14 protein-coding genes and 2 pseudogenes are annotated in these 20733 nt (G+C 60.4%); 8 read left to right on the top strand and 8 right to left on the bottom strand.

Annotation, left to right across the window (positions count from 1 at the left end; genetic code table 11):
* The first annotated feature begins 182 nt into the window (after positions 1-182).
* On the top strand, positions 183-1919 hold the full coding sequence (locus V8689_RS11945; RefSeq protein ID WP_019817288.1) for an IlvD/Edd family dehydratase: 1737 nt from the start codon (positions 183-185) through the stop codon (positions 1917-1919).
* A gap of 48 nt (positions 1920-1967) precedes the next feature.
* Entirely contained in the window at positions 1968-2690 is a 723-nt protein-coding gene (locus V8689_RS11940; protein ID WP_003190551.1) for a FadR/GntR family transcriptional regulator, read from the top strand.
* A 7-nt stretch (positions 2691-2697) separates the two neighbouring features.
* Here the strand turns inward: V8689_RS11940 and V8689_RS11935 are convergent, their stop codons facing one another.
* From V8689_RS11935 to V8689_RS11925, 3 genes are all read right to left on the bottom strand, one after another.
* A complete protein-coding gene (locus V8689_RS11935) occupies positions 2698-3297 on the bottom strand; it encodes a hypothetical protein (RefSeq protein WP_047710605.1) in 600 nt (199 codons plus the stop codon).
* Positions 3298-3982: 685 nt separating this feature from the next.
* Entirely contained in the window at positions 3983-6118 is a 2136-nt protein-coding gene (locus V8689_RS11930; protein ID WP_056784183.1) for a TonB-dependent siderophore receptor, read from the bottom strand.
* A gap of 189 nt (positions 6119-6307) precedes the next feature.
* Complete coding sequence (locus V8689_RS11925; RefSeq protein WP_032892303.1) at positions 6308-7399, bottom strand: NADH:flavin oxidoreductase/NADH oxidase; 1092 nt, start codon at positions 7397-7399, stop codon at positions 6308-6310.
* Between the two features lie 90 nt (positions 7400-7489).
* On the opposite strand from V8689_RS11925, the gene V8689_RS11920 reads away from it, so the two are divergent.
* Positions 7490-7789 (top strand): ArsR/SmtB family transcription factor, encoded by a 300-nt coding sequence (locus V8689_RS11920; RefSeq protein ID WP_050516211.1) that lies wholly within the window; start codon positions 7490-7492, stop codon positions 7787-7789.
* Between the two features lie 603 nt (positions 7790-8392).
* On the opposite strand, the gene V8689_RS11915 is transcribed toward V8689_RS11920, so the two are convergent.
* Together V8689_RS11915 and V8689_RS11910 are read right to left on the bottom strand one after the other, a co-directional pair.
* Entirely contained in the window at positions 8393-9421 is a 1029-nt protein-coding gene (locus V8689_RS11915; RefSeq protein WP_056784180.1) for a GGDEF domain-containing protein, read from the bottom strand.
* A 2-nt stretch (positions 9422-9423) separates the two neighbouring features.
* Entirely contained in the window at positions 9424-10275 is an 852-nt protein-coding gene (locus V8689_RS11910; protein ID WP_003190543.1) for a hypothetical protein, read from the bottom strand.
* Between the two features lie 329 nt (positions 10276-10604).
* Here V8689_RS11910 and V8689_RS11905 point away from each other — a divergent pair, with 329 nt between their 5' ends.
* The 5 genes and pseudogenes from V8689_RS11905 (at position 10605) to V8689_RS11885 (ending at position 17550) form a co-directional block, all read left to right on the top strand.
* Entirely contained in the window at positions 10605-11495 is an 891-nt protein-coding gene (locus tag V8689_RS11905; protein WP_003190542.1) for a bestrophin family protein, read from the top strand.
* 138 nt (positions 11496-11633) lie between these two features.
* A pseudogene (locus tag V8689_RS11900) lies at positions 11634-12665 on the top strand (cache domain-containing protein); the annotation flags it as partial.
* A gap of 375 nt (positions 12666-13040) precedes the next feature.
* Positions 13041-13577: pseudogene (locus V8689_RS11895) on the top strand (methyl-accepting chemotaxis protein); the annotation flags it as partial.
* A gap of 245 nt (positions 13578-13822) precedes the next feature.
* On the top strand, positions 13823-16231 hold the full coding sequence (locus V8689_RS11890; protein ID WP_056784175.1) for a glucose/quinate/shikimate family membrane-bound PQQ-dependent dehydrogenase: 2409 nt from the start codon (positions 13823-13825) through the stop codon (positions 16229-16231).
* Positions 16232-16287: 56 nt separating this feature from the next.
* Positions 16288-17550 (top strand): carbohydrate porin, encoded by a 1263-nt coding sequence (locus V8689_RS11885; RefSeq protein WP_056784172.1) that lies wholly within the window; start codon positions 16288-16290, stop codon positions 17548-17550.
* On the opposite strand, the gene V8689_RS11880 is transcribed toward V8689_RS11885, so the two are convergent.
* The 3 genes from V8689_RS11880 to V8689_RS11870 form a co-directional block, all read right to left on the bottom strand.
* Entirely contained in the window at positions 17547-18722 is a 1176-nt protein-coding gene (locus V8689_RS11880; RefSeq protein ID WP_056784169.1) for a XylR family transcriptional regulator, read from the bottom strand. The two genes, V8689_RS11885 and V8689_RS11880, sit on opposite strands and share 4 nt — an antisense overlap.
* An 89-nt stretch (positions 18723-18811) precedes the next feature.
* On the bottom strand, positions 18812-19201 hold the full coding sequence (locus tag V8689_RS11875) for a hypothetical protein (protein ID WP_056784166.1): 390 nt from the start codon (positions 19199-19201) through the stop codon (positions 18812-18814).
* Positions 19198-20610, bottom strand: coding sequence for a PAAR domain-containing protein (locus V8689_RS11870; protein ID WP_056784935.1), 1413 nt, complete (start codon positions 20608-20610; stop codon positions 19198-19200). Before V8689_RS11870 ends, V8689_RS11875 begins: the two co-directional genes overlap by 4 nt.
* Positions 20611-20733: the final 123 nt, after the last annotated feature.

Here is a 20733-nt window from a genome sequence, read left to right as displayed (position 1 = left end):
TCCGATTGTTGTTTTTATAGAAGCTCAGGGGACGCCTCTCGCGAAAATCCGCCAGGGTCATACCTCAGTTGAGAAAGACTATATAGTATGACTATTTGCAAAACAACACTTCCAAAGCTTGGTTTTTGCGCTTATGTTTAGCTACGGTTAGAACATATAGTCATACAATAAGAGAATCGATCATGCCTGACAAAAAGCCCGGCCTACGCTCTGCCCAGTGGTTTGGTACCGCCGACAAGAACGGTTTCATGTACCGCAGCTGGATGAAGAACCAAGGCATTGCCGACCATCAGTTCCATGGCAAGCCGATCATCGGCATCTGCAACACCTGGTCGGAGCTGACGCCGTGCAATGCGCACTTCCGCCAGATCGCTGAGCACGTCAAGCGTGGCGTGATCGAGGCCGGGGGCTTCCCGGTGGAGTTCCCGGTGTTTTCCAATGGCGAATCCAACCTGCGCCCTACCGCCATGCTCACTCGCAACCTGGCGAGCATGGACGTGGAAGAAGCGATTCGCGGTAATCCGATTGATGGCGTGGTACTGCTCACCGGCTGCGACAAGACCACCCCGGCGCTGCTGATGGGCGCGGCCAGTTGTGACGTGCCGGCCATCGTGGTCACCGGCGGGCCGATGCTCAACGGCAAGCACAAGGGCCAGGACATCGGCTCGGGAACGGTGGTGTGGCAGCTCAGCGAACAGGTCAAGGCCGGCACCATCACCCTGGATGACTTCCTCGCGGCCGAGGGCGGCATGTCGCGTTCGGCGGGCACCTGCAACACCATGGGCACGGCTTCTACCATGGCGTGCATGGCCGAAGCACTGGGCACTTCCCTGCCCCACAACGCGGCGATTCCGGCCGTGGATGCACGCCGCTATGTACTGGCGCACATGTCGGGCATGCGCGCCGTGGAGATGGTGCGTGAAGACTTGAAGCTGTCGAAGATCCTTACCAAGGAGGCATTCGAAAACGCTATCCGCGTGAACGCGGCCATCGGCGGCTCGACCAACGCGGTCATCCACTTAAAAGCCATCGCTGGGCGCATCGGCGTCGAGTTGGACCTGGATGACTGGACCCGCATCGGCCGCGGCATGCCGACCATCGTCGACCTGCAACCCTCCGGGCGCTTTCTGATGGAAGAGTTCTACTATGCCGGTGGCCTGCCCGCCGTGCTGCGCCGCCTGGGTGAAGCCAACCTGATCCCGCACCCTAACGCCTTGACCGTCAACGGCAAGTCCCTGGGCGAGAACACCCAGGATTCACCGATCTACGGCCAGGACGAAGTGATCCGCACCCTGGACAACCCGATCCGCGCCGACGGCGGCATCTGTGTGCTGCGTGGCAACCTCGCGCCCCTGGGCGCGGTGCTCAAGCCTTCGGCGGCAAGCCCCGAACTGATGCAGCACCGTGGCCGCGCCGTGGTGTTCGAGAACTTCGACATGTACAAGGCACGCATCAACGACCCGGAGCTGGACGTGGATGCCAACTCGATCCTGGTCATGAAAAACTGCGGCCCCAAGGGTTACCCCGGCATGGCCGAAGTCGGCAACATGGGCCTGCCCGCCAAGCTGCTGGCCCAGGGCGTGACGGACATGGTGCGCATTTCCGATGCGCGCATGAGCGGCACCGCCTACGGCACCGTGGTGTTGCACGTTGCACCGGAAGCCGCTGCCGGCGGGCCGTTGGCGACTGTGAAGGAAGGTGACTGGATCGAACTCGATTGCGCCAATGGCCGCCTGCACCTGGACATTCCCGACGCCGAGCTGGCCGCGCGCATGGCCGACCTGCCGCCCGCGCAGAACCTCATTGTCGGCGGCTATCGCCAGCTGTACATCGACCATGTGCTGCAGGCCGACCAAGGCTGTGACTTTGACTTCCTGGTGGGCTGTCGCGGGGCAGAAGTCCCACGGCATTCCCACTAATTGGGATGCTATGATGCGGCGAATCTAAGCCAGAGCCTCGCCGTCGTTATGGATCACCAGCCGCCCAAGCCGCGCAAGAGCCAGCATGCCCAGATCGTTCAGGACTTGGGCATGCACATCGTTTCCGGTCGCTTCAAGCCTGAAGAACGGTTGCCCATGGAAGCCACGCTGTGCGAGGAATACCAGGTCAGCCGCTCGGTATTGCGCGAAGCCACGCGAGTGCTCAGCGCCAAAGGCCTGGTGTATTCCAAGCCACGGGTGGGCGCGGTGGTACGGCCACGCTTGAAATGGCACCTGCTCGACCCGGACGTGCTGTCCTGGTTGATGCAGTCCACGCCCCACAGCGAGTTCTTCAACACCCTGGCCGGGGTGCGCCGCATCCTCGAACCGGAAATCGCCGCCATGGCCGCGACCACCGCCACCGATGAAGACATCGCCACCATCGAACACGCCTACCAGGGCATGGAAACCGCCAAGACCCACGAGGAGCTGTTGCAGGCCGACCTGGACTTCCACCGCGCAATTGCCGACGCCACCCGCAACGACCTGCTCGCCTATATGTGCAACATGCTCTCGCTGCCGTTGCGCGAGTCGATCAACATCACCAACCGCCGCCCGGACATCCAGGGCCTGAGTCTGCCGCGGCACAAGGCGATCCTCACGGCGATCCAGAACCGCGATGCCCTGGGCGCGCGGCATGCGTCGCTGGTGCAACTGGATGACACGCGGGTGGCGCTGGACACGGTGATGAATGTGTTGACGCCGCTGTAAACCCGCGTCATTCCTGATTGTTATTGTTGGCCCTGGGGCAGCTGTTATCGCCCTCTTTTTTCAGCGCCAGGACGGCCTGGCGCTCGGACAGCAAGTGGGTGATGGCGCCGCCGATCGCCGCAGAAATCAACGCCAACGCCTCTTTAGGCAGATTGATCGCCGCCCAGGTCAACCCGCCGATCAGCAGGATGACAAACAGGATATTGAAACGTGACACGCCGAGTTTTATCGAGCGGACGATATCGGACGTGTCCTGCATTTTTTCGAAGCGTTTAAGGTCTTCGAACTTGCGAACCGATTCCAGGGTTTCCAGGTAATGGGTTTCGGCCCGCTTGAGTTTCTTGATCACATCGGCTTCAAGCATGATCTCCTCTATCTCGATCCTGACCAGGCTGATATTGGCGCCTGGGCGGCCGAGAATTTCCGAACTCAACGAACCCTCGGCCAGCTCGGCCAGCAGGTAGGTATAGGAGGTCTCGCTGATGTCCTTGGCATACTTTTGCAAGGCTGATGTGTAGCACTTGGTGGCGTATCGGGTGAACAGACGCTCGGCGTCGTTAGTCTTTTTGATCAGCTCTTCAACTTCGTCGATCAGTTCCCGTTCCATTTTTAATATCCCTATTAAGCGTGGCTTCGAAAAGCAATGAGCGCCGACTGCTGCACAGGCACGTTAGGGGCAAACATCCCTCGATCAAGGGCCAGTGTCTACTGTCAAACCTGACAGGTGAATAGGATGCAGGGCACTGTGGAGAGGGAGCTGGCTCGCCTGCGATAGCCCTAGGTATCTACACAACTTTTCGGTTGCAGCAGCCAACCCCCCGGTAACCACGATGCGAAGCGAGCCGCTCTTGATCTTGCTCTTGATCTGCTTGTGATCTTGATCTCAGGCGCCCCGTTAAACCACGCTGGCCGGAATTCGGCAGGGATTTGGGGGGCAAACCGGCAGGGATGCCGGTTTAGCCGCCCCGCGCCATGGATGGCGCGTGGCGGCGGCCCCACAAATCACTGGCGGATTACGGGCACACCGAGCCTAGGCGAGGTGCCGAGTGGTGGGGCAAGAGCCTTTTGCTTACTTTTGGGCTCTTTTCAAAAGTGAGCCGCTGTCAGAGCGGAACCCTAAGTGGCCGTTACCGCAGGAATGGATATGTACACGATCCAACTGTGTTGACTGTCAGGCCGCCTTCGCGAGCAAGCCCGCTCCCACAGTTGGACCGTGGGATGTCAGGTAGAGAGGTGTCGGCTGGCGGGCCGTCATCGCAGGCAAGCCAGCTCCCACATATCGAAGCTGTTCATCACAGGGTGTAGGCGATGCCCACCTGCACGGTACGCGGTGCGCCGGGGTAGGCGTAGATATTGCCGAACGCGCCTTCTTCATACTCGCGGTTGAACAGGTTCTTCACATCCAGGTTCAGACGCACCTGCTCATTGACCTTGTAGTAGCCGAGCAAGTCGACCACGGTATAAGCGTCCATGGAGAATGCCGTGTTGGCAGTCTGGCCGGCGCGTTGGTCGACGTACTTGCCGCCGGCGCCCAAGCCCAGGCCTTTGAGCGCGCCGTCCTGAAACTCATAAACGTTGAGCAGGCTGAAACTGTTGCGCGGGATGTTCATCAAGCGTGTGCCGGAGCGGAAGGTGTTATCACGGGTGACTTCGGCATCCACATAGGCATAGCCGCCGATTACGCGCCATTCAGGGGTGAGATTACCCGCCACATTCAGGTCGAACCCTCGACTGCGCACTTGGCCGGCGGCAACACTGAAGGTGTTTGTGGTGTCTGCTGGGTCGTTGGTCAGCACGTTCTTCTTCTCGATCTGATAGATCGCCGCGTCCACGCTCAACTGCCGGTCCAGCGCCTCCCACTTGATACCCATCTCGTACGACTTGCCCTTCTCCGGCGCAAAACCACCGCCTTCACGACTGGCGCCAGTGTTGGGCTTGAACGAACGCGCGGCATCGGCATACACCGCGACGGTGTCGGTGAGGTCGTAGATCACACCCACACGCGGGGTGACCGCGTTGTCGGCAGCCTGCCAGCTTTTACCTACATAGTTCTGGTAATCATGCTCGAAACGCTCAAAGCGGGCACCGGCCAGTACTTTCAGACGTTCGGTGAGGGCGACCTGGTCCTGCACGAAGGCAGCATAGGTTTTGAGGTTTTCTTTATCGTGGGTCGGCGTACGGGTCAGCGCTGGACGGGTTTGACCGTACACCGGATCAAAGATATCGATCGGGTAAGTACCCGCAACGGCGCTGGAACGCTGGATGATCGACTTGTAGTCGTAATCCTCGTACTCGATACCCGTGAGCAGCGTGTGATCGAAGCCGCCAGTGGAGAAGTGCCCGGTCAAGTTGAGCTGGTAATCCTTGTCGGTCCATTCCAGCTTGCGATAGTTGAAGTTGCGTTGCAGGGTGCGGCCATCGGCGCCCAGGCTGCCCGACCCATTGGCTTCGATGGCATTGCCTTTCAAGCTACCGTCCAACCACTGAAAACCGCCGCCCAGGGTCCAGTTGTCACTCAATGCATGCTCGAAACGCAACTGCGCCATGTTGTTGTCGTTGTGCAGCTTGCCGGCGTCCTTGTCGCCCCAGAACGTATCACGCGAGGGCGTGCCGCGCTGGTTGGGGAAGCGCGTCAGGCCGCGGTCCAGCGGGTGGTTGTTGCGCATGAAATCGCCTTCGAAGGTCACCTTGGTGTCATCGGTGGCCTGCCAGGTAATCACCGGCGTCACGCCGTAGCGTTCCGTCTCGACGTGATCGCGGAAGGTGTCGCCGCCCTCGCCCACCACGTTCAGGCGATAGGCCAGGCGACCTTCCTCGTCCAGCGGGCCGGAGGCATCCAGGGTGCCGCGCTTCATGCCCTGGTCATTGAGCTGGCTGCCCAGGGTGACGGTGCGTTCGGCCAGCGGTTGCTTGGACACCACGTTGAAGGTGCCGCCCGGGTCGCCACGGCCGTAGAGCATGGTCGCGGGGCCGCGCAGCACTTCAAGACGCTCGATGGTGTTGGCGTCCGGCATGTTCGGGTAACCGCGGTTGATCGGGAAACCGTTACGGTAGAACTCACCGGTGGTGAAGCCGCGCACGGTAAAAGTGGTCAGGCCCTGCCCGCCGAAATTGTTGGCGCGGCCCACGCCGCCGGCGTAGTCGAGGGCATCCTGCAGGCGCGTTGCACCGAGGTCTTCGACCACGTCCTTGGACACCACGCTGATGGACTGCGGGGTTTCATGAATAGAGGTGTCGGTGCGCGTCGCACTGGCTGAGCGTGTGGCGTGGTAGCCCTGCACGGGGCCTTGGGCCGACTCAAGGTCGGCGGTGGCGGTGACATTGGTCGCTTGCAGCTCGATACTGGCACTCTCGGCAGGCACCTGCTCTGCCCACGCGAAGGGGGAAAACGCCTGGAGCACACAGATGGAAATCAGGGTACGACGCATGGGTGTAGAACCTAGTGAATGAGCCAGATGGGACGGCAAACCTGCCAAGAATTCGCCGCGCATCATATATCAGGGCATTCTCGTTTGATATCGGTTCTCATTTGTTATTTTTCGCCGCTTAGGTCGCGAAAAACAACAGGCGAAAAAAAGCCACTCAATCGAGTGGCTCATGCAACGCGCAGGCTTACCTCAGCGATAGCGTTCCAACCAGTGCGCGTAAGGTGCCGGCAAGGTCCAGGAGGACTTGTCCACGCCCAGTTCCTTGGCGGCAAAGTAGGCCCAATGTGGGTCAGCCAAATGTGCGCGACCTACCGAAACCAGGTCCAGGTGCCCGGCCTGCAACGCGCCTTGCGCCAGTTGCGGCGTGCCGAAGCCCCAGGCCGAGGTCACCGGAATACCGGCTTCACGGCGTACACGTTCAGCAATCGGGCCCATGAAGGCCGGGCCCCACGGAATGTTGGTGTCAGGAATGGTAAAGCCGACACTGACGCTCAACAGGTCCAGGCCACCGTCCTTGAAACGGCGGGCCAGTTCAATGGACTCGGTGAGGGTCTGCTCATCACGGCCGTCGTATTCGATCACGCCGAAACGAGCGGTGAGCGGCAGGTTTTCCGGCCAGACTTCACGCACTGCAGCCAGGGTTTCCAAAAGGAAGCGGCTGCGGTTGTCGAAGCTGCCACCGTAGGCATCGGTACGCTGGTTGGAGTGTTCGGAGAAAAAGCTCTGGCCCAGGTAGCCGTGGGCGAAGTGCAGCTCGATCCATTCAAAGCCGGCATCGCGAGCACGGCGGGCCGCGTCGACGAAGTCCTGCTGTACGCGGGCGATGTCTTCCAGGGTCATAGCACGGGGTACGTTGGGCAGGTTGGCACCGAACGCGATGGCAGACGGGGCAATGGTTTCCCAGCCACGGGCATCAGAAGCCGGGATGTGGTCATCACCTTCCCAAGGGCGGTTGGCGCTGGCTTTGCGGCCGGCGTGAGCGATCTGAATGCCCGGCACCGAACCTGCGGCCTTGATCGCCTTGACCATCGGCACGAATGCCTCGGCGTGGGCGTCGCTCCAGATGCCGGCGCAGCCTGGGGTGATGCGCCCTTCCGGGGCGACCGCAGTGGCTTCGACCACCAGCAGGCCAGCACCGCCACGGGCCATGCCGGCCAGGTGCACGTGGTGCCAGTCGTTGACCATGCCGTCGTCGGCCATGTATTGGCACATCGGTGGGATAGCAATGCGATTGCGCAAGGTCACGTCTTTAAGTTTGAACGGTTCGAACAAGGCCGACATTGGGAGCTCCAGGAAGGGGTGAATGATTCGATAGTTCGATGGTAATCGAACTATGGTATTGAACGCTACCCCCCTGTTATGATCCGCTCCATGCGAGCCTTCAAACACCCTACCCCGCTGGAATTGACGCTTGAGCGTGTGCTGTACGCCTTGAGCGACCCCGTACGCCTGGACATCGTGCGTTACCTGGCCAACGTGCCAGAGGCCACCTGTGGCGAACTGGACGGTGGGCGGCCGAAGTCCAGCATGTCCCATCATTTCCGGGTATTGCGCGATGCTGGCTTGGTGCACACGCGCAATGTGGGCACCACCCATATGAACTCGTTGCGCCGTGACGAGCTGGAGAGCCGCTTCCCGGGGTTGCTGGCCAGTGTGTTGTCACAGCGCTAGACGCATAACTTCGGCGCGACGCTGGGCCTGTGGCGAGGGCGCTTGCTCCCGTGACGGCCTGCCAGCCGCCACCCATCTCCCTGACACACCACGGTCAAACTGTGGGAGCTGGCTTGCCTGCGATAGCGGCCTGATAGCCGCCCCATATCTAACTGAGACCCCACGATCCAACTGTGCGGGCTTGCTCGCGAAGGCGGCCTGGCAGTCAACACGGTTGGATTGTGTGCATATCCATTGCTGCGGTAACGGCCACCTAGGGTTCCGCCCTGACGGCGGCTCACTTTTGAAAAGAGCCCAAAAGTAAGCAAAAGGCTCTTGCCCCACCACTCGGCACCTCGCTTAGGCTCGGTGTGCCCGTAATCCGCCAGGGATTTGGGGGGCCGCCGCCACGCGCCATCCATGGCGCGGGGCGGCTAAACCGGCATCCCTGCCGGTTTACCCCCCAAATCCCTGTCGAATTCCGGCCAGCGTGGTTTAACGGGGCGCTTAAGATCAAAAGCAGATCAAGAGCAAGATCAAGAGCGGCTCGCTTCGCATCGTGGTTAGCGTTAGCTGCTGCAACTTGGAAAGTTGTGTAGATACCTATGCGCTAGACGGCAAGCCTCAGGACAAGATCGCCTTTAACAGCGCGCCGTCCAGGTGCACACAGTCTTTGCCATTGCGCTTGGCGCCGTACAGGTTTTTGTCCGCCATCTTGAGCACGGCCGATAACTCGTCGCCCGGTGAAAAACGCGCCATCCCCGCACTGCAGGTGTAATGGTGGGGTGCGGGCACACTGCTGCGGATCGCCTGCAACAAGTCCAGGGCGTAATCACAGGCCACCTCCACATCGTCGCCCTGCAATAACACGCCGAACTCTTCCCCCCCGATCCGCCCGAAGCTGTGGCTGCCTTTGGCGTTTTTCAGGCACAGGGCCATGGCGCGCAAAATCTTGTCCCCCACGTCGTGGCCATACAGGTCGTTTTTTTCTTTGAAACTGTCGATATCCAACATGATGAAGTAGCCGCCCTGCTCCCCAGCCAGCAACTTCTCGAAACTCTGCATAAAAGCGCGCCGGTTGAGAATGGAGGTCAGGTAGTCGGTCTCGGCCAAGGCGCGAAACTCGCTTTCCACCAGCAATACCGAACGCAGGTTCTTCAAGTAGGAATAACTCAAGATAAACCCGATGGACACCGATGCCGCGCAGAACAGCAGCAAATACACCTCATTGCCAGCTTCTATATCCGTCTGCATGGGCGGCCATAGGATCAGCCAGATCAATAGCGCATCGACCAGATAATCCTGGACACTGATAAACAAGATGGCGCTGCCCACCACCAGGGTCACGGCCAACGGCAAGCCGTAGATACGCAACTCTTCGTTCAAATGAATCAAATAGGCGAAGCCGACGGACAACAACACCATATAGATGACCCCCAGCACTCGCCAGAGCAGGAAGTTCGCGGTGGTGGCATGTACCCGGCAAACAATCAGCAGGCCGACCGTGACGGCCAACATATAAAGGTCCAACTTCAAGGTCGGAGGAATCAGGAGCATGCCGACCCAGGCAATAATTCCTACCCATTCGGCCTGGGCCACCGCAGGTGACAACAAACTGCGCATTCTGGGCCGCAACTTCAAGTTAGCAGGCATCCTTACGCTCCCATCTCAATAGCATGCAGGCCCATCGCAAATGAAAAGGCCATGAACCGCTTTACCAGGCTGGCAAAGGGTGGCAGAACTTCCAGCCGGGTTTTGGAGTGGGCTTTGAAATAACCCTTTTCAACCCCCTCCTGCACCATACGGATAATGTGGGTCTTGGACACGGAAAGTTGCTTGGCCAAGGCCAGGTAGGAAGACGACCGGAAGGTGGCGCGGTCGTTCTCGGGGGCAAAGGCGTCGTTGTAGATCGCCAGCATCAACAGATGGCCAGCGTCGCGCTTCACCAGCCAATAACATTCGGGCAGCAAGACATCCACCGTCAACTCGGCCGCGAGAATCATGGCAAAACCCTTGAAATAGAGCGCCAGGAACTCGCGGTCATCCAGGTCGCGCATCTGCCGGAACACTTCCCTCTCGGGGTAGAGCAGCGCCAACGACTCAGTGAGCGCGGTGAGCATCAACCGCGCTTCGCGGCAGGCTTCATCCGAGGGTGCATACACCCTGAAGCGACTGTCTTCGGGGTGCGGCGCAACCTCCATGAAGCCCAGGGCCTGGAACAGCAAAAAGATCGATTCCAGGCTGTTTTTCGAACAATACTTGCGCGTTACGCACAAGGCTTTAACTTCTGCCAACAACGGCAGCGGTGTGGAAAAGTATTGGCTCAATAATGCAAACGACACCATCAAGCGGCTGTATTTAAGGGCACTCTTGTAGAAAAACGGTCGTCTCGAATAGGGCACGAGCAGCACGTGGTAATGCGCTCTCATGCACGATTCAAAATCCTTATGACGTTCGAGCGCTTGCGCGGTATTACACATAGCCAACTTCAACGAACTGACACGCATGAAAGAGCCCTGATCATCCAACTTGATGCCACTGATCTCAGCTACGAAATCCCTGCAGCCCGGCTCCAAAACAAATCACTTCAATAATCCTGCCATTAATGGCTTTTCGCCTCGAACGCAATGTACAGCGATTGCCGGACAAGACGTCATCAGTACCAAAGTTGTTCCACATTCAAACGCCACTGCCGCACACAGTTGCGCGCAACCTTTGGTTACATTCACTCCGCCTGGCGGTTAGAGGACTAATCGATTCAGCACGCTGCGAACCTTCCCCTCTCGACGGCGTCGTAACAGGGATTGTTGCCAACCGCCCGCCGCGAGGTTCTCGTTTGAAAGCTGCCCTTCTGAAGAAATACCGCCTGATCATCAAGACCATGGGCTATGTGGGCTGGGCGTTGTTCTGGCTGTTGTTGTGGGATGTGGCAGTGACGGTGGACTTCATGCTGTTTCTCACCGCCAAGATCAATTTGCCGCTGATGCCCCTGACCTTGCTCGGCTCGGCACTGGTGGTGCTGATCAGTTTTCGCAACAGCAGCGCCTACAACCGCTGGTGGGAAGCACGCACGCTGTGGGGCGCGATGGTCAACAACTCGCGCAGTTTTGCCCGGCAAGTGTTAACCCTGCTCGATGACGCCCCTGGTGAGGTGAACCCGGTGAAGTCGACGCTGTTGCGCCGTCACGTGGCTTACGTCAACTGCCTGGCTGCGCACCTCAAGGGCCAGCCGTGCCCGGAGGAAGTGCGAGCCTTTATTCCCGCCGAAGAATTTGCGCGCAACGGCGCCACCAATAACTTCGCCAATGACATCCTCACCGGCTCAGCCTCGTTGCTGGCGCGCGAATACCAGGCCGGGCGCCTGGACAGCATTCGCCTGGCGCGGTTGGAGTCGACCCTGGTGGACCTCTCGAACGCCCAGGGCGGCATGGAGCGGATTGCCAACACGCCACTGCCCTACCCTTATGTGTATTTCCCACGGCTGTTCATTTCGCTGTTCTGCCTGATCGTGCCGGTGGGCCTGGTCGAATCCCTTGGCTGGTTCACGCCGCTGGCCTCCACCGTCGTGGGCTTCATGCTGCTGGCCATCGAACGCATCGGCACCGACCTGCAAAGCCCGTTCAATTCCAGCGAACACCAGATCCAGATGGAAAGCATCTGCGAGACCATCGAGAAGAACCTGCAGTCGATGCGCCGCGATGCCCTGGTCGGTGACCCGATCGCCTGATTACCCTTGCTCAAGTGCCTGCGCCCTCGGCCGATATACCGAGGGTACGCATGGCCTCGCCTCTCACAAAAACGCCTGCGACATGCAGCACTAATTTTTCTCCCCTTGCCAAAACTATAAATACCCGCGGGTGAAGTCATGAATATCAAGCAGAAGCTGACATGGGCGTTTGCGGCCATCGCGTGCGTGCCGGTCATCCTGGTCGCCATTATCGTGGTGCTGAATCTGCGCGAGGGTGCGCTGGCCAACTTCCTCCACAGCAGCGGCCGCGAGATCCGCCAGATCGACAATGGCATGCAGCAGTTTTTCGACGGCATCAGCCAGAATGTCGACTTCGTCGCCAAAGACCCGCGCGTGATCGCGGCCAAGAACCTCAAGAGCTATGCCGGTGCCGATGCCGCGCAAATACCGCTTACACCAACCAACACCGAACTGCTGGCGATTTTCGATCAGTTCGCCAAAAGCCACCCCAGCACCGCCTACCTGTCCCTGGGCCTGAGCGATGGCGGCTACGCCAGTTGGCCGGACGACGCCAAACTGACGCAATACGACCCGCGCACCCGCCCCTGGTATCAGGCCGCCATCGCAGCGCCAGGCAAGACCGTGCGCACAGGCGCCTACTACTGGGCGCCGGACGATGTGGTGCTGATCGGCACCGTGCGCACCGTCGCGGATGCCACGGGCAATATCCTTGGAGTAGTCGGCCTGGACGTATCGCTCAAGCAGCTCACCGAACTGGTGCGCACCATCAAGCTGGGCGACAGCGGCTACCTGATGCTGGTGGAAGCCGACGGCAACGTGCTGGTGGACCCCAGCGATGCCACGCACAACTTCAAGCCCCTGGCAGGCCTGGGCGCGAACTACGCCGAACTGGCCAAGCACGGCGATGGCGTGACCGAGGTGAGCATCGACGGTGTGGCCTATATGGCTAACGTGGTCAGTTCCAAAGACCTGGGCTGGCGCTTTATCGGCCTGATCAAGCGGGACGAAGTGATGGCCGGTGCCACCCGCCTGACGTGGTTGATCGCGGCGATTGCCGCCGTATTGGCCGTGGTGTTCGCCATCGTCGGCGCCAGTTTTGCCCGTGTGATCGTGCGCCCGATTCGCGGCGTGGCCGACGGCCTGCAGGAAATCGCCGAAGGTGAAGGCGATCTCACGCGTCAGCTCAAGGTGCAGGGCAAGGACGAAACCGCGAGCCTCGCCGGCTGGTTCAACCAGTTCCTGAGCATGATCGCGCAACTGGTGCAGCGCATCGGCAACGCCTCCTCAGACCTGCAAACCGCCGCCGCCGACACCAGCGCCGTGGCCAACAATATGAACCAGGCCGCCGGCCGCCAGCGCGAAGCCGTGGAACTGGTGAGCACCGCGTTCAACGAGATGGTCGCCACCGCCAACGAAGTCGCGCGTTCATGCAGCGCCGCCGCCACGAGTGCCGATGAGGGCTATCGCGACGTGCACACCGGCCAGCAGCACATCGGCGAAGCCACCGGCAGCGTGCTCAAGCTCAGCGAAGACCTGCAAAAATCCACACAGACCATGCAGTTGCTTGAGCAAGACAGCCAGAACATCAACACCATCCTCGACACCATCCGTTCGATTGCCGAACAGACCAACCTGCTGGCGCTCAACGCCGCAATCGAAGCCGCCCGCGCTGGCGACCAGGGCCGCGGCTTTGCGGTAGTGGCCGATGAAGTGCGTGCACTGGCGCGTCGCACCGCCGACTCCACCGGCGAAATCGACAGCCTGCTGGGCAACCTCGCCCGCCGCACCCAGGAAGTCACCCAGCAGATGCAAGGCAGCTTGCTGGTGTCCAACACCAGCGTTGCGCGCATCCAGCAGGCCCGCGATAGCTTCGACAAGATCCGTGGTTCGGTGGACTCGATTCGCGACCAGAACACCCAGATCGCCACCGCCGCCGAAGAACAACACCAGGTGGCCGAAGAGATCAACCGGCATATCGCGCAGATCCACGCCGACGCGCAGTTGGTGGAAGGCTTTGCGCATTCGGCGCAGACCGGGTCAGGGCGGCTGACTGATATTTCCGGCCAGCTCAATGGCCTGGTGGGGCGTTTCAAGTTCTGATGCCTTAACAGGCAGCGCTGGACCGTGGCGAGGGAGCTTGCTCCCGCTGGACTGCGTAGCAGGCCCAGTCTTTTGGGGCCGCTTCGCGCCCCAGCGGGAGCAAGCTCCCTCGCCACAGGGTAGCAGCGGCCCCGCCCCATCATCGCAGTACCTGCAACAGTCTATTGCAGGACTCAAATGTACTAACCGGTTACTTATCTTGCTAAAATCGCGTCTTTGCCCTCTCTCACTCGAGTCCATTCGACATGAAACGAGCATCGCGCGCCGCTGGCGTCTCTAAATTCTTACTCCTGGGCCTGGGCGTCGTCATCGCCCTGCTCGGCCTTGCGCTGGCCGTCGGCGGCGCCAAACTGGTCAGCCTGGGAGGTTCCTGGTACTTCCTGCTGGGCGGCGTGGTCATGGCCATTTCCGGGCTGCTGATTGCCCGCTGCAAGCCTGCCGGCGCCTGGTTGTTCGCCGCGTTTCTGCTGGCTACCGCCGTGTGGGCAGTAGCCGACGTGGGCCTGGAATACTGGCCGCTGTTCTCGCGACTGTTCATGTTTGCGGTGATCGGCGTGGTGGTCGCGCTGGTGTATCCGTTGCTGGCCGGCAAACCGGCGCGGGGTGCCTATGGCGTCGCCGCCGTGTTGGCGCTGGGCGTGGCGGTGGCAGCGGGCAATATGTTTGTCGCGCACCCAAGCGTTGCGCCCACCGGTGCAGGCCCGGGCGTCACACCCGTGGCTGCGGCCGATGCGCAGAAAGATTGGGCGCACTACGGTAATACCGAAGGTGGCAGCCGTTTCGCCGCGCTGGACCAGATCAACCGCGACAACATCGACAAGCTCAAAGTCGCCTGGACCTACCACACCGGCGACGTGGCCATCAGCGACGGCAACGGTGCCGAAGACCAACTGACGCCCCTGCAGGTCGGCAACAAAGTGTTTATCTGCACCCCGCACAACAACCTGATCGCGTTGGATGCCGACACCGGCAAAGAACTGTGGAAGAACGAAGTCAACGCCAAATCGGCAGTGTGGCAGCGTTGCCGGGGCATGGCGTATTTCGACGCCAGCGCGCCGATTGCCCAGCCGACCCAGCCCAACAGCTCGCCGATCCTGGCCGCCAGCGTGCCTGCCGGTGCGCAGTGCCAGCGTCGCCTGTTGACCAACACCATTGATGCACGCCTGATCGCCGTGGACGCCGACACCGGCAAGTTCTGCGAAGACTTCGGCACCCATGGCCAGGTAGACCTCAAAGCTGGCCTGGGCAATGTACCGGACAGCTACTACCAACTCTCTTCAGCGCCGCTGATAGCCGGCACCACCGTGGTGGTCGGCGGCCGCGTGGCAGACAACGTGCAGACCGATATGCCCGGTGGCGTGATCCGTGGTTTTGACGTGATCACCGGCCAAATGCGCTGGGCCTTCGACCCAGGCAACCCTGAAGACAAGCAGGCCCCGACGGGCGATGCCACCTACGTGCGCAGCACCCCGAACAGCTGGGCGCCGATGTCTTACGACCCGCTGATGAACACGGTCTTCCTGCCGATGGGCAGTTCGTCCACCGATATCTACGGCGTGGAACGCACCCAGCTCAACCACAAATACGGCGCTTCGGTGCTGGCACTCGATGCGTCCACCGGTGCCGAGAAGTGGGTCTACCAGACGGTCCACAACGACCTCTGGGACTTCGACCTGCCCATGCAGCCAAGCCTGATCGACTTCACCCCGCCAGGCAGCGACAAGGCCGTACCGGCCGTAGTCATCGGCACCAAGGCCGGGCAGATCTATGTGCTGGACCGCGCCACCGGCAAGCCGCTGACAGACGTGCAGGAAGTGCCGGTCAAAGCCGCGAACATTCCCAACGAGCCGTATTCCCTCACCCAGCCGAAATCCGTGGGCATGCCGCAGATCGGCGCGCAAACCCTGACCGAATCGGACATGTGGGGCGCCACGCCGTATGACCAGCTGCTGTGCCGCATCGACTTCAAGGGCATGCGCTACGACGGCCTGTACACGGCGCCGGGCACCGATAAATCCCTGAGCTTCCCAGGTTCCCTGGGCGGCATGAACTGGGGCAGCATCTCCACCGACCCGGTGCACGGTTTTATCTTCGTCAACGACATGCGCCTGGGCCTGTGGATCCAGATGGTGCCGTCGCAGAACAAGGCCCAGGCCTCTTCCGGTGGTGAAGCGCTGAACACCGGCATGGGCGCCGTGCCGCTCAAGGGCACGCCGTATGCGGTGAACAAAAACCGCTTCCTGTCGGTGGCCGGCATTCCGTGCCAGGCGCCGCCATTCGGCACCTTGACCGCCATCGACATGAAGACGCAAAAGGTCGCCTGGCAAGTACCGGTGGGCACCGTTGAAGACACCGGCCCCCTGGGTATCCGCATGCACCTGCCGATCAAGGTGGGCCTGCCGACCCTGGGCGGTACTCTGTCCACCCAAGGCGGCCTGATCTTTATTGCCGGCACCCAGGACTTCTACTTGCGCGCCTTCAACAGCGGCAATGGCGATGAAATCTGGAAAGCCCGCCTGCCCGTCGGCAGCCAGGGTGGGCCGATGACCTACGTGTCGCCCAAAACCGGCAAGCAATACATCGTCGTCACCGCCGGCGGCGCACGCCAGTCCACCGACCGCGGCGACTACGTGATCGCCTACGCCCTGCCGTAACCACCTCTGTTCGCGCGGTGCCCAGGCACCGCGCTTTGTGTTTGGAAAGATCCCCCATGCCCCCTACTCCTCATACCGCCTGGCGCCTGGCGCTGGGCCTGGCCTTTGCGGCCGCCCTGCCCGTTCAAGCCGACGACACCACCCTGACCGGCGACTGGGGCGGCCTGCGCCGCGAACTCGACGCGCAAGGTGTGCGCTTTACCGGCGACTACAGCGGCGAGACCGCCTACAACGCCCACGGCGGCCAGCACCGTTCGGCGCGCTACTCGCAAAACGTCAAGCTCGGCGTGCAGTTCGACCTGGGCAAGCTCTACGGCTTCACCAACGGCGACCGCATCCAGCTCACAATCAACGACCGACGCGGCAACAGCGCCTCCGAAGACCTGGTGGGCAACCGCCTGCCGATCCAGGAAAACTACGGCGGCCTCTACACGCGCCTCACCGAGCTGAGCTACGAGCGTACGCTGTTCACCCCGGCGCTGAACCTCAAGCTGGGCTATATGGCCATGGGCAATGACCTCGGCGGCCTGGACAGCGGTATCCTGTGCAACTTCATGAACGCCGGGTTCTGCGGGCATCCGCTGAACATGTCCGGCGGCAGCGGCTGGGCCAACTACCCGAACGCGCACTTGGGTGCGCGGGTGAAATACGACTTTTCGCCCAACTGGCAACTGCGCGTGGCGGCCTTCAATGTCGACCCGTCCAGCAACGGCAACTCCAGCCGCGCCTGGCACCTGGGCCCCAAGCACACCACCGGCACCGTGGTGCCCATCGAGCTGATCTACAAGCACGCGGGCGCATTGCCCGGTGAATACAAGCTCGGGTATTACTACGACAGTTCCGATGTAAAACGCATTGGCAGCAACAAGGACGTCAGCGGGCGTGGCGGTCACTACCTCTTGATCGACCAGGCGGTGTGGGCCTCCCCATCATCCCAAGGCCGCAGCCTGCATGCCTTCGGTCAATACTCCGCCGCCAGCCAAGCGGCCTCGCCGTTCACCAAGTGGTATGGCGCAGGCGTGGTGCTGTACAAGCCATTCGAAGGTCGCCCGCGCGATACCGTCGCCCTGGGCTATGGCCGTGCGGTACCGAACCCGCGCAGCCGCGATGTGCAAGAGCTGGCAGCGTTCAACGCCGGCACGGCCTACCCCGACCTGGACACGGCTGAACAGTTGATCGAACTCAGTTATGGCTACCAGGCCACGCCTTGGCTGACCTTGCGCCCGGATGTGCAATACATCATCGAGCCGGGGGCGTTTTCCGGTGAGAGCATCGACAATGCGCTGGTGCTGGGCTTGCAAGTCAAAGCGGTGTTCTAGGTCGCGCCCTGCTGATACTGCCGCGGCGTACAGCCAAATTCGCGGCGAAACACCGTATGCAGGTACTGCGCAGAGGTGAAGCCACAGCGTGCGGCAATGTCGGCAATCGCAAGGCTGTGGTTTTCCAGGCCCTTGGCAGCGGCAGCGAGTTTGAAGCGCAAAATCTCATCATGCACGCTGCAGCCGCGGGCCTTGCGAAAATGCGCTTCCAGGGACGAGCGGGAAACGCCGACATAAGCGGCGACCTGATCGGTCTTGATGCCCTGGCAGGCGTACTGGCGGATAAACAACAAGGCCTGCATCACGTAAGGGTTGCCCAGGGGCTGATGCAGGCTGGAGGCCTGCACGTTGATGGCGTCCGGCGGCACCAGCACCTGGGTGCCCGTGCAGGGTTTGCCGTGCAACATCTGATGCAATAGCGCCGCAGCGGTACGGCCCATGGTCTCCGTGCCCTGGATCACCGAACTGAGCGGCACCCGCGTGAGGGTGCGGGTCAGCGGGTCGTTGTCGATGCCGATCAACGCCACCTCCTCCGGCACCGCAATACCCGCCGTCAGGCAGGCTTGCAGCAATTGCCGAGCGCGGGCATCGGTCACCGCGATGATGCCGATAGGCTTGGGCAAGCTGTGCAGCCAGGCAATCTGTTGCTCCACTGCGCTGTCCCACAACGGCGCACTGGTGCCCAGTCCGCGATACACCTCCACCTGCAAGCCATCGCGCTGCATCAAGCGGCGAAAAGCTTTCTCACGCTCCTGGGCCCACCGATTGGCCTGGGCTTCGGGCAGGCTGAAACAGGCAAACCGCGTCAACCCCGCCTCCACCAGATGCTCGTAGGCCAGCTTCATCAGGGCATGGTTATCGGTGGCCACATAGGGAATGCCCTTGGGGTACTTGCTGACGTCCTCATAAGAGCCCCCCACCGCCACCACCGGTAGCCGACTGCCGGCCAGCGCCTCGCCAATCAGCGGGTCATCGAAGTCAGCAATGATCCCATCGCCCTGCCAACGCTCGATACCGCGCAGGCGGCAGAGGAAGTCTTCTTCCAGGAACAGGTCCCAGGACGCACGGGTGCTGCTCAGGTAATTGCCAATGCCGGCGATGATGCCGCGGTCGTAGATTTTGCTGCCGTTGAACAGCAAGGCGATGCGGTGAACGGGCGGTAGGGTTTTCATTGTTTTTGTCCTGGGGCCGGTCGGTGCAGATGAGTACGCAGAGGTTTGACTGATCAGGGATAGCGGGCCTCGGAGGAGGCCCGCTTAACTTACCTAAATTCCACCAACATGGCTGCAACTGCTGCCCAAAAGACGGAACCGATCAACATCATCATATTGATGGTCAACAGACGTTTTAGATGAAGGGGGAAATTTTCAAGATCGCCTGGGTCCAGTTCTCCGATGCGAATAGACGCCTTCGGCAACGTCACCATTCCGGCAATTTTTGATATTTCCAGAAGCGACCAGATTACCCCCCTCTTTCCCAGGCTTGTTCCCCAGATATAAATAAAACGACTGTTTTTTAGCGCATCCTTTATAGCGTCCAAGTATCGACGGCTAAGGTAAAGACTAAAAATAATGCCAGCAGCGGCAAGTAAAATCGGGCCCCCTGTAACGATGATTGCGATCCAGGGAGGCCAAGTGTCGATACTGGTCATGGTTGCCTGGCCTCGTAAATTTTTTCACCTATGTACTCACCCGTTTTACCACCGTACGTCGTACCCACCCAGGCGCCAGTGCCTACAACAGCAGCGACACAGATAACACCACCGATCCCTGTTGTGACGCCTAGCGCTACGCACACCGCAGTACTGGCATAGCTCGCTGCCAATCCGCTTGCAACACCTATAGCAGTAGACCCAGCGAATTTCCCTCCTTCAGTAAATTTAACCTTCTCACACGCAGCACCAGAATTCCCGTTGCACACCTGCTGTATAGCCAACAACGAAGACACACCGCCAAGGCCTATACCGATATAACCACCTGCCTTCATATACTTCGTGGCACGGCTGACCGCTTCCACATGCGCGGCGTACCCCGGAATCTGCCCCGGCCCACCCGCCTTGTCCCAGTGATGCACCAAGCTGCGACTGGAAATTCCAAGGGCCGTTTTCAACTTGGGGTGATCGCCCAGCGTTGTTTGTCCTCGCAGGCGGGTGGAGTTGAGCAGATGAGCATCCAACTGGTTCATCAACCGCTGGCGATCAGCAAAAAACTGCGGTGACCGAAGGTGCCCGTGCTGCCGATAGCTGTCCTGATGCAGGCGTTCCATGGCCTGGAGCGTCTCGCGCAGGTTGCTCAAGTGCTTTTCCATCACCACTGCGCTGACGCCGAGCCAGGTGGAGGTATGGCCGATAAAGCCAGCGATCTCGGCACCGTGGCGATAGAGAAAGTCAGCCTCGTCCGGCGTCAGTTCATCCAGTGATGCGCTGACGTGTTGTGCAGCCTGCATCAACTGAGCTTCTTCATACGTGCAGGAGGTGTTTTTCGGATCGCTGAGCACGATCATCGAACCAGCTTTGACGTGGCCTGTGTTGGGATTCAGCGATTGAAACTTGCGCATTACAGCCGGGTCGAGCGTCGGAAAAAGTATGGCTTCCAGCGCCTCACGGGTCATGCTCTGGGGCACGATATAGAAACCAGGCTCCTGGCCGTGCGCACCACTGAATGTAGGGGGCACTGTATGAGCGGATGGCACGAAACCAGATTGAGGCGGTGCTACGGGGCTGCCGTTTACAGCTGATGCATTCGATGGAGCAACTCTCTGGCCCATGGGTGATGAGGCACTCTGGTTTACGTAGGTGGCCGAGTACACCGAAGGAATCAGCTCGGCTTTACAGGGACAGTCGCTGTAACTATCCAAAGTGCCGGCCATAAGCCGGCCATGGCTGTTTATGTGGGAAATGCCACCGACGATCTTATAAGTTTGCCCATCCTTGCCACAGGTGACTCGGTCACCTTCGCACGCATGAAAAAGGCCATGTATGTTGACTCTCTTATCACCGTCCAGCACTTCCCCGCCGCAGGTGGTCTTGTCACCCAGTCCAATGAAATAACCTACGCTCATTTTTTTGCCTCTTATCCATGTTTTTTGGCCGTACCTCCCTGCTCGTCTCGATAAGAAAACTGACGCGTAACGCCTTCCGAGGTAAACGAGCAGGAGCAAGTCAGTGGCACACCAAACCTTGAA

It is taken from the genome of Pseudomonas sp. AK181, assembly GCF_051122975.1.
GTDB classification, from domain to species: Bacteria; Pseudomonadota; Gammaproteobacteria; order Pseudomonadales; family Pseudomonadaceae; genus Aquipseudomonas; species Aquipseudomonas lactis.
This window is presented reverse-complemented; position numbering and strand designations above follow the sequence as displayed.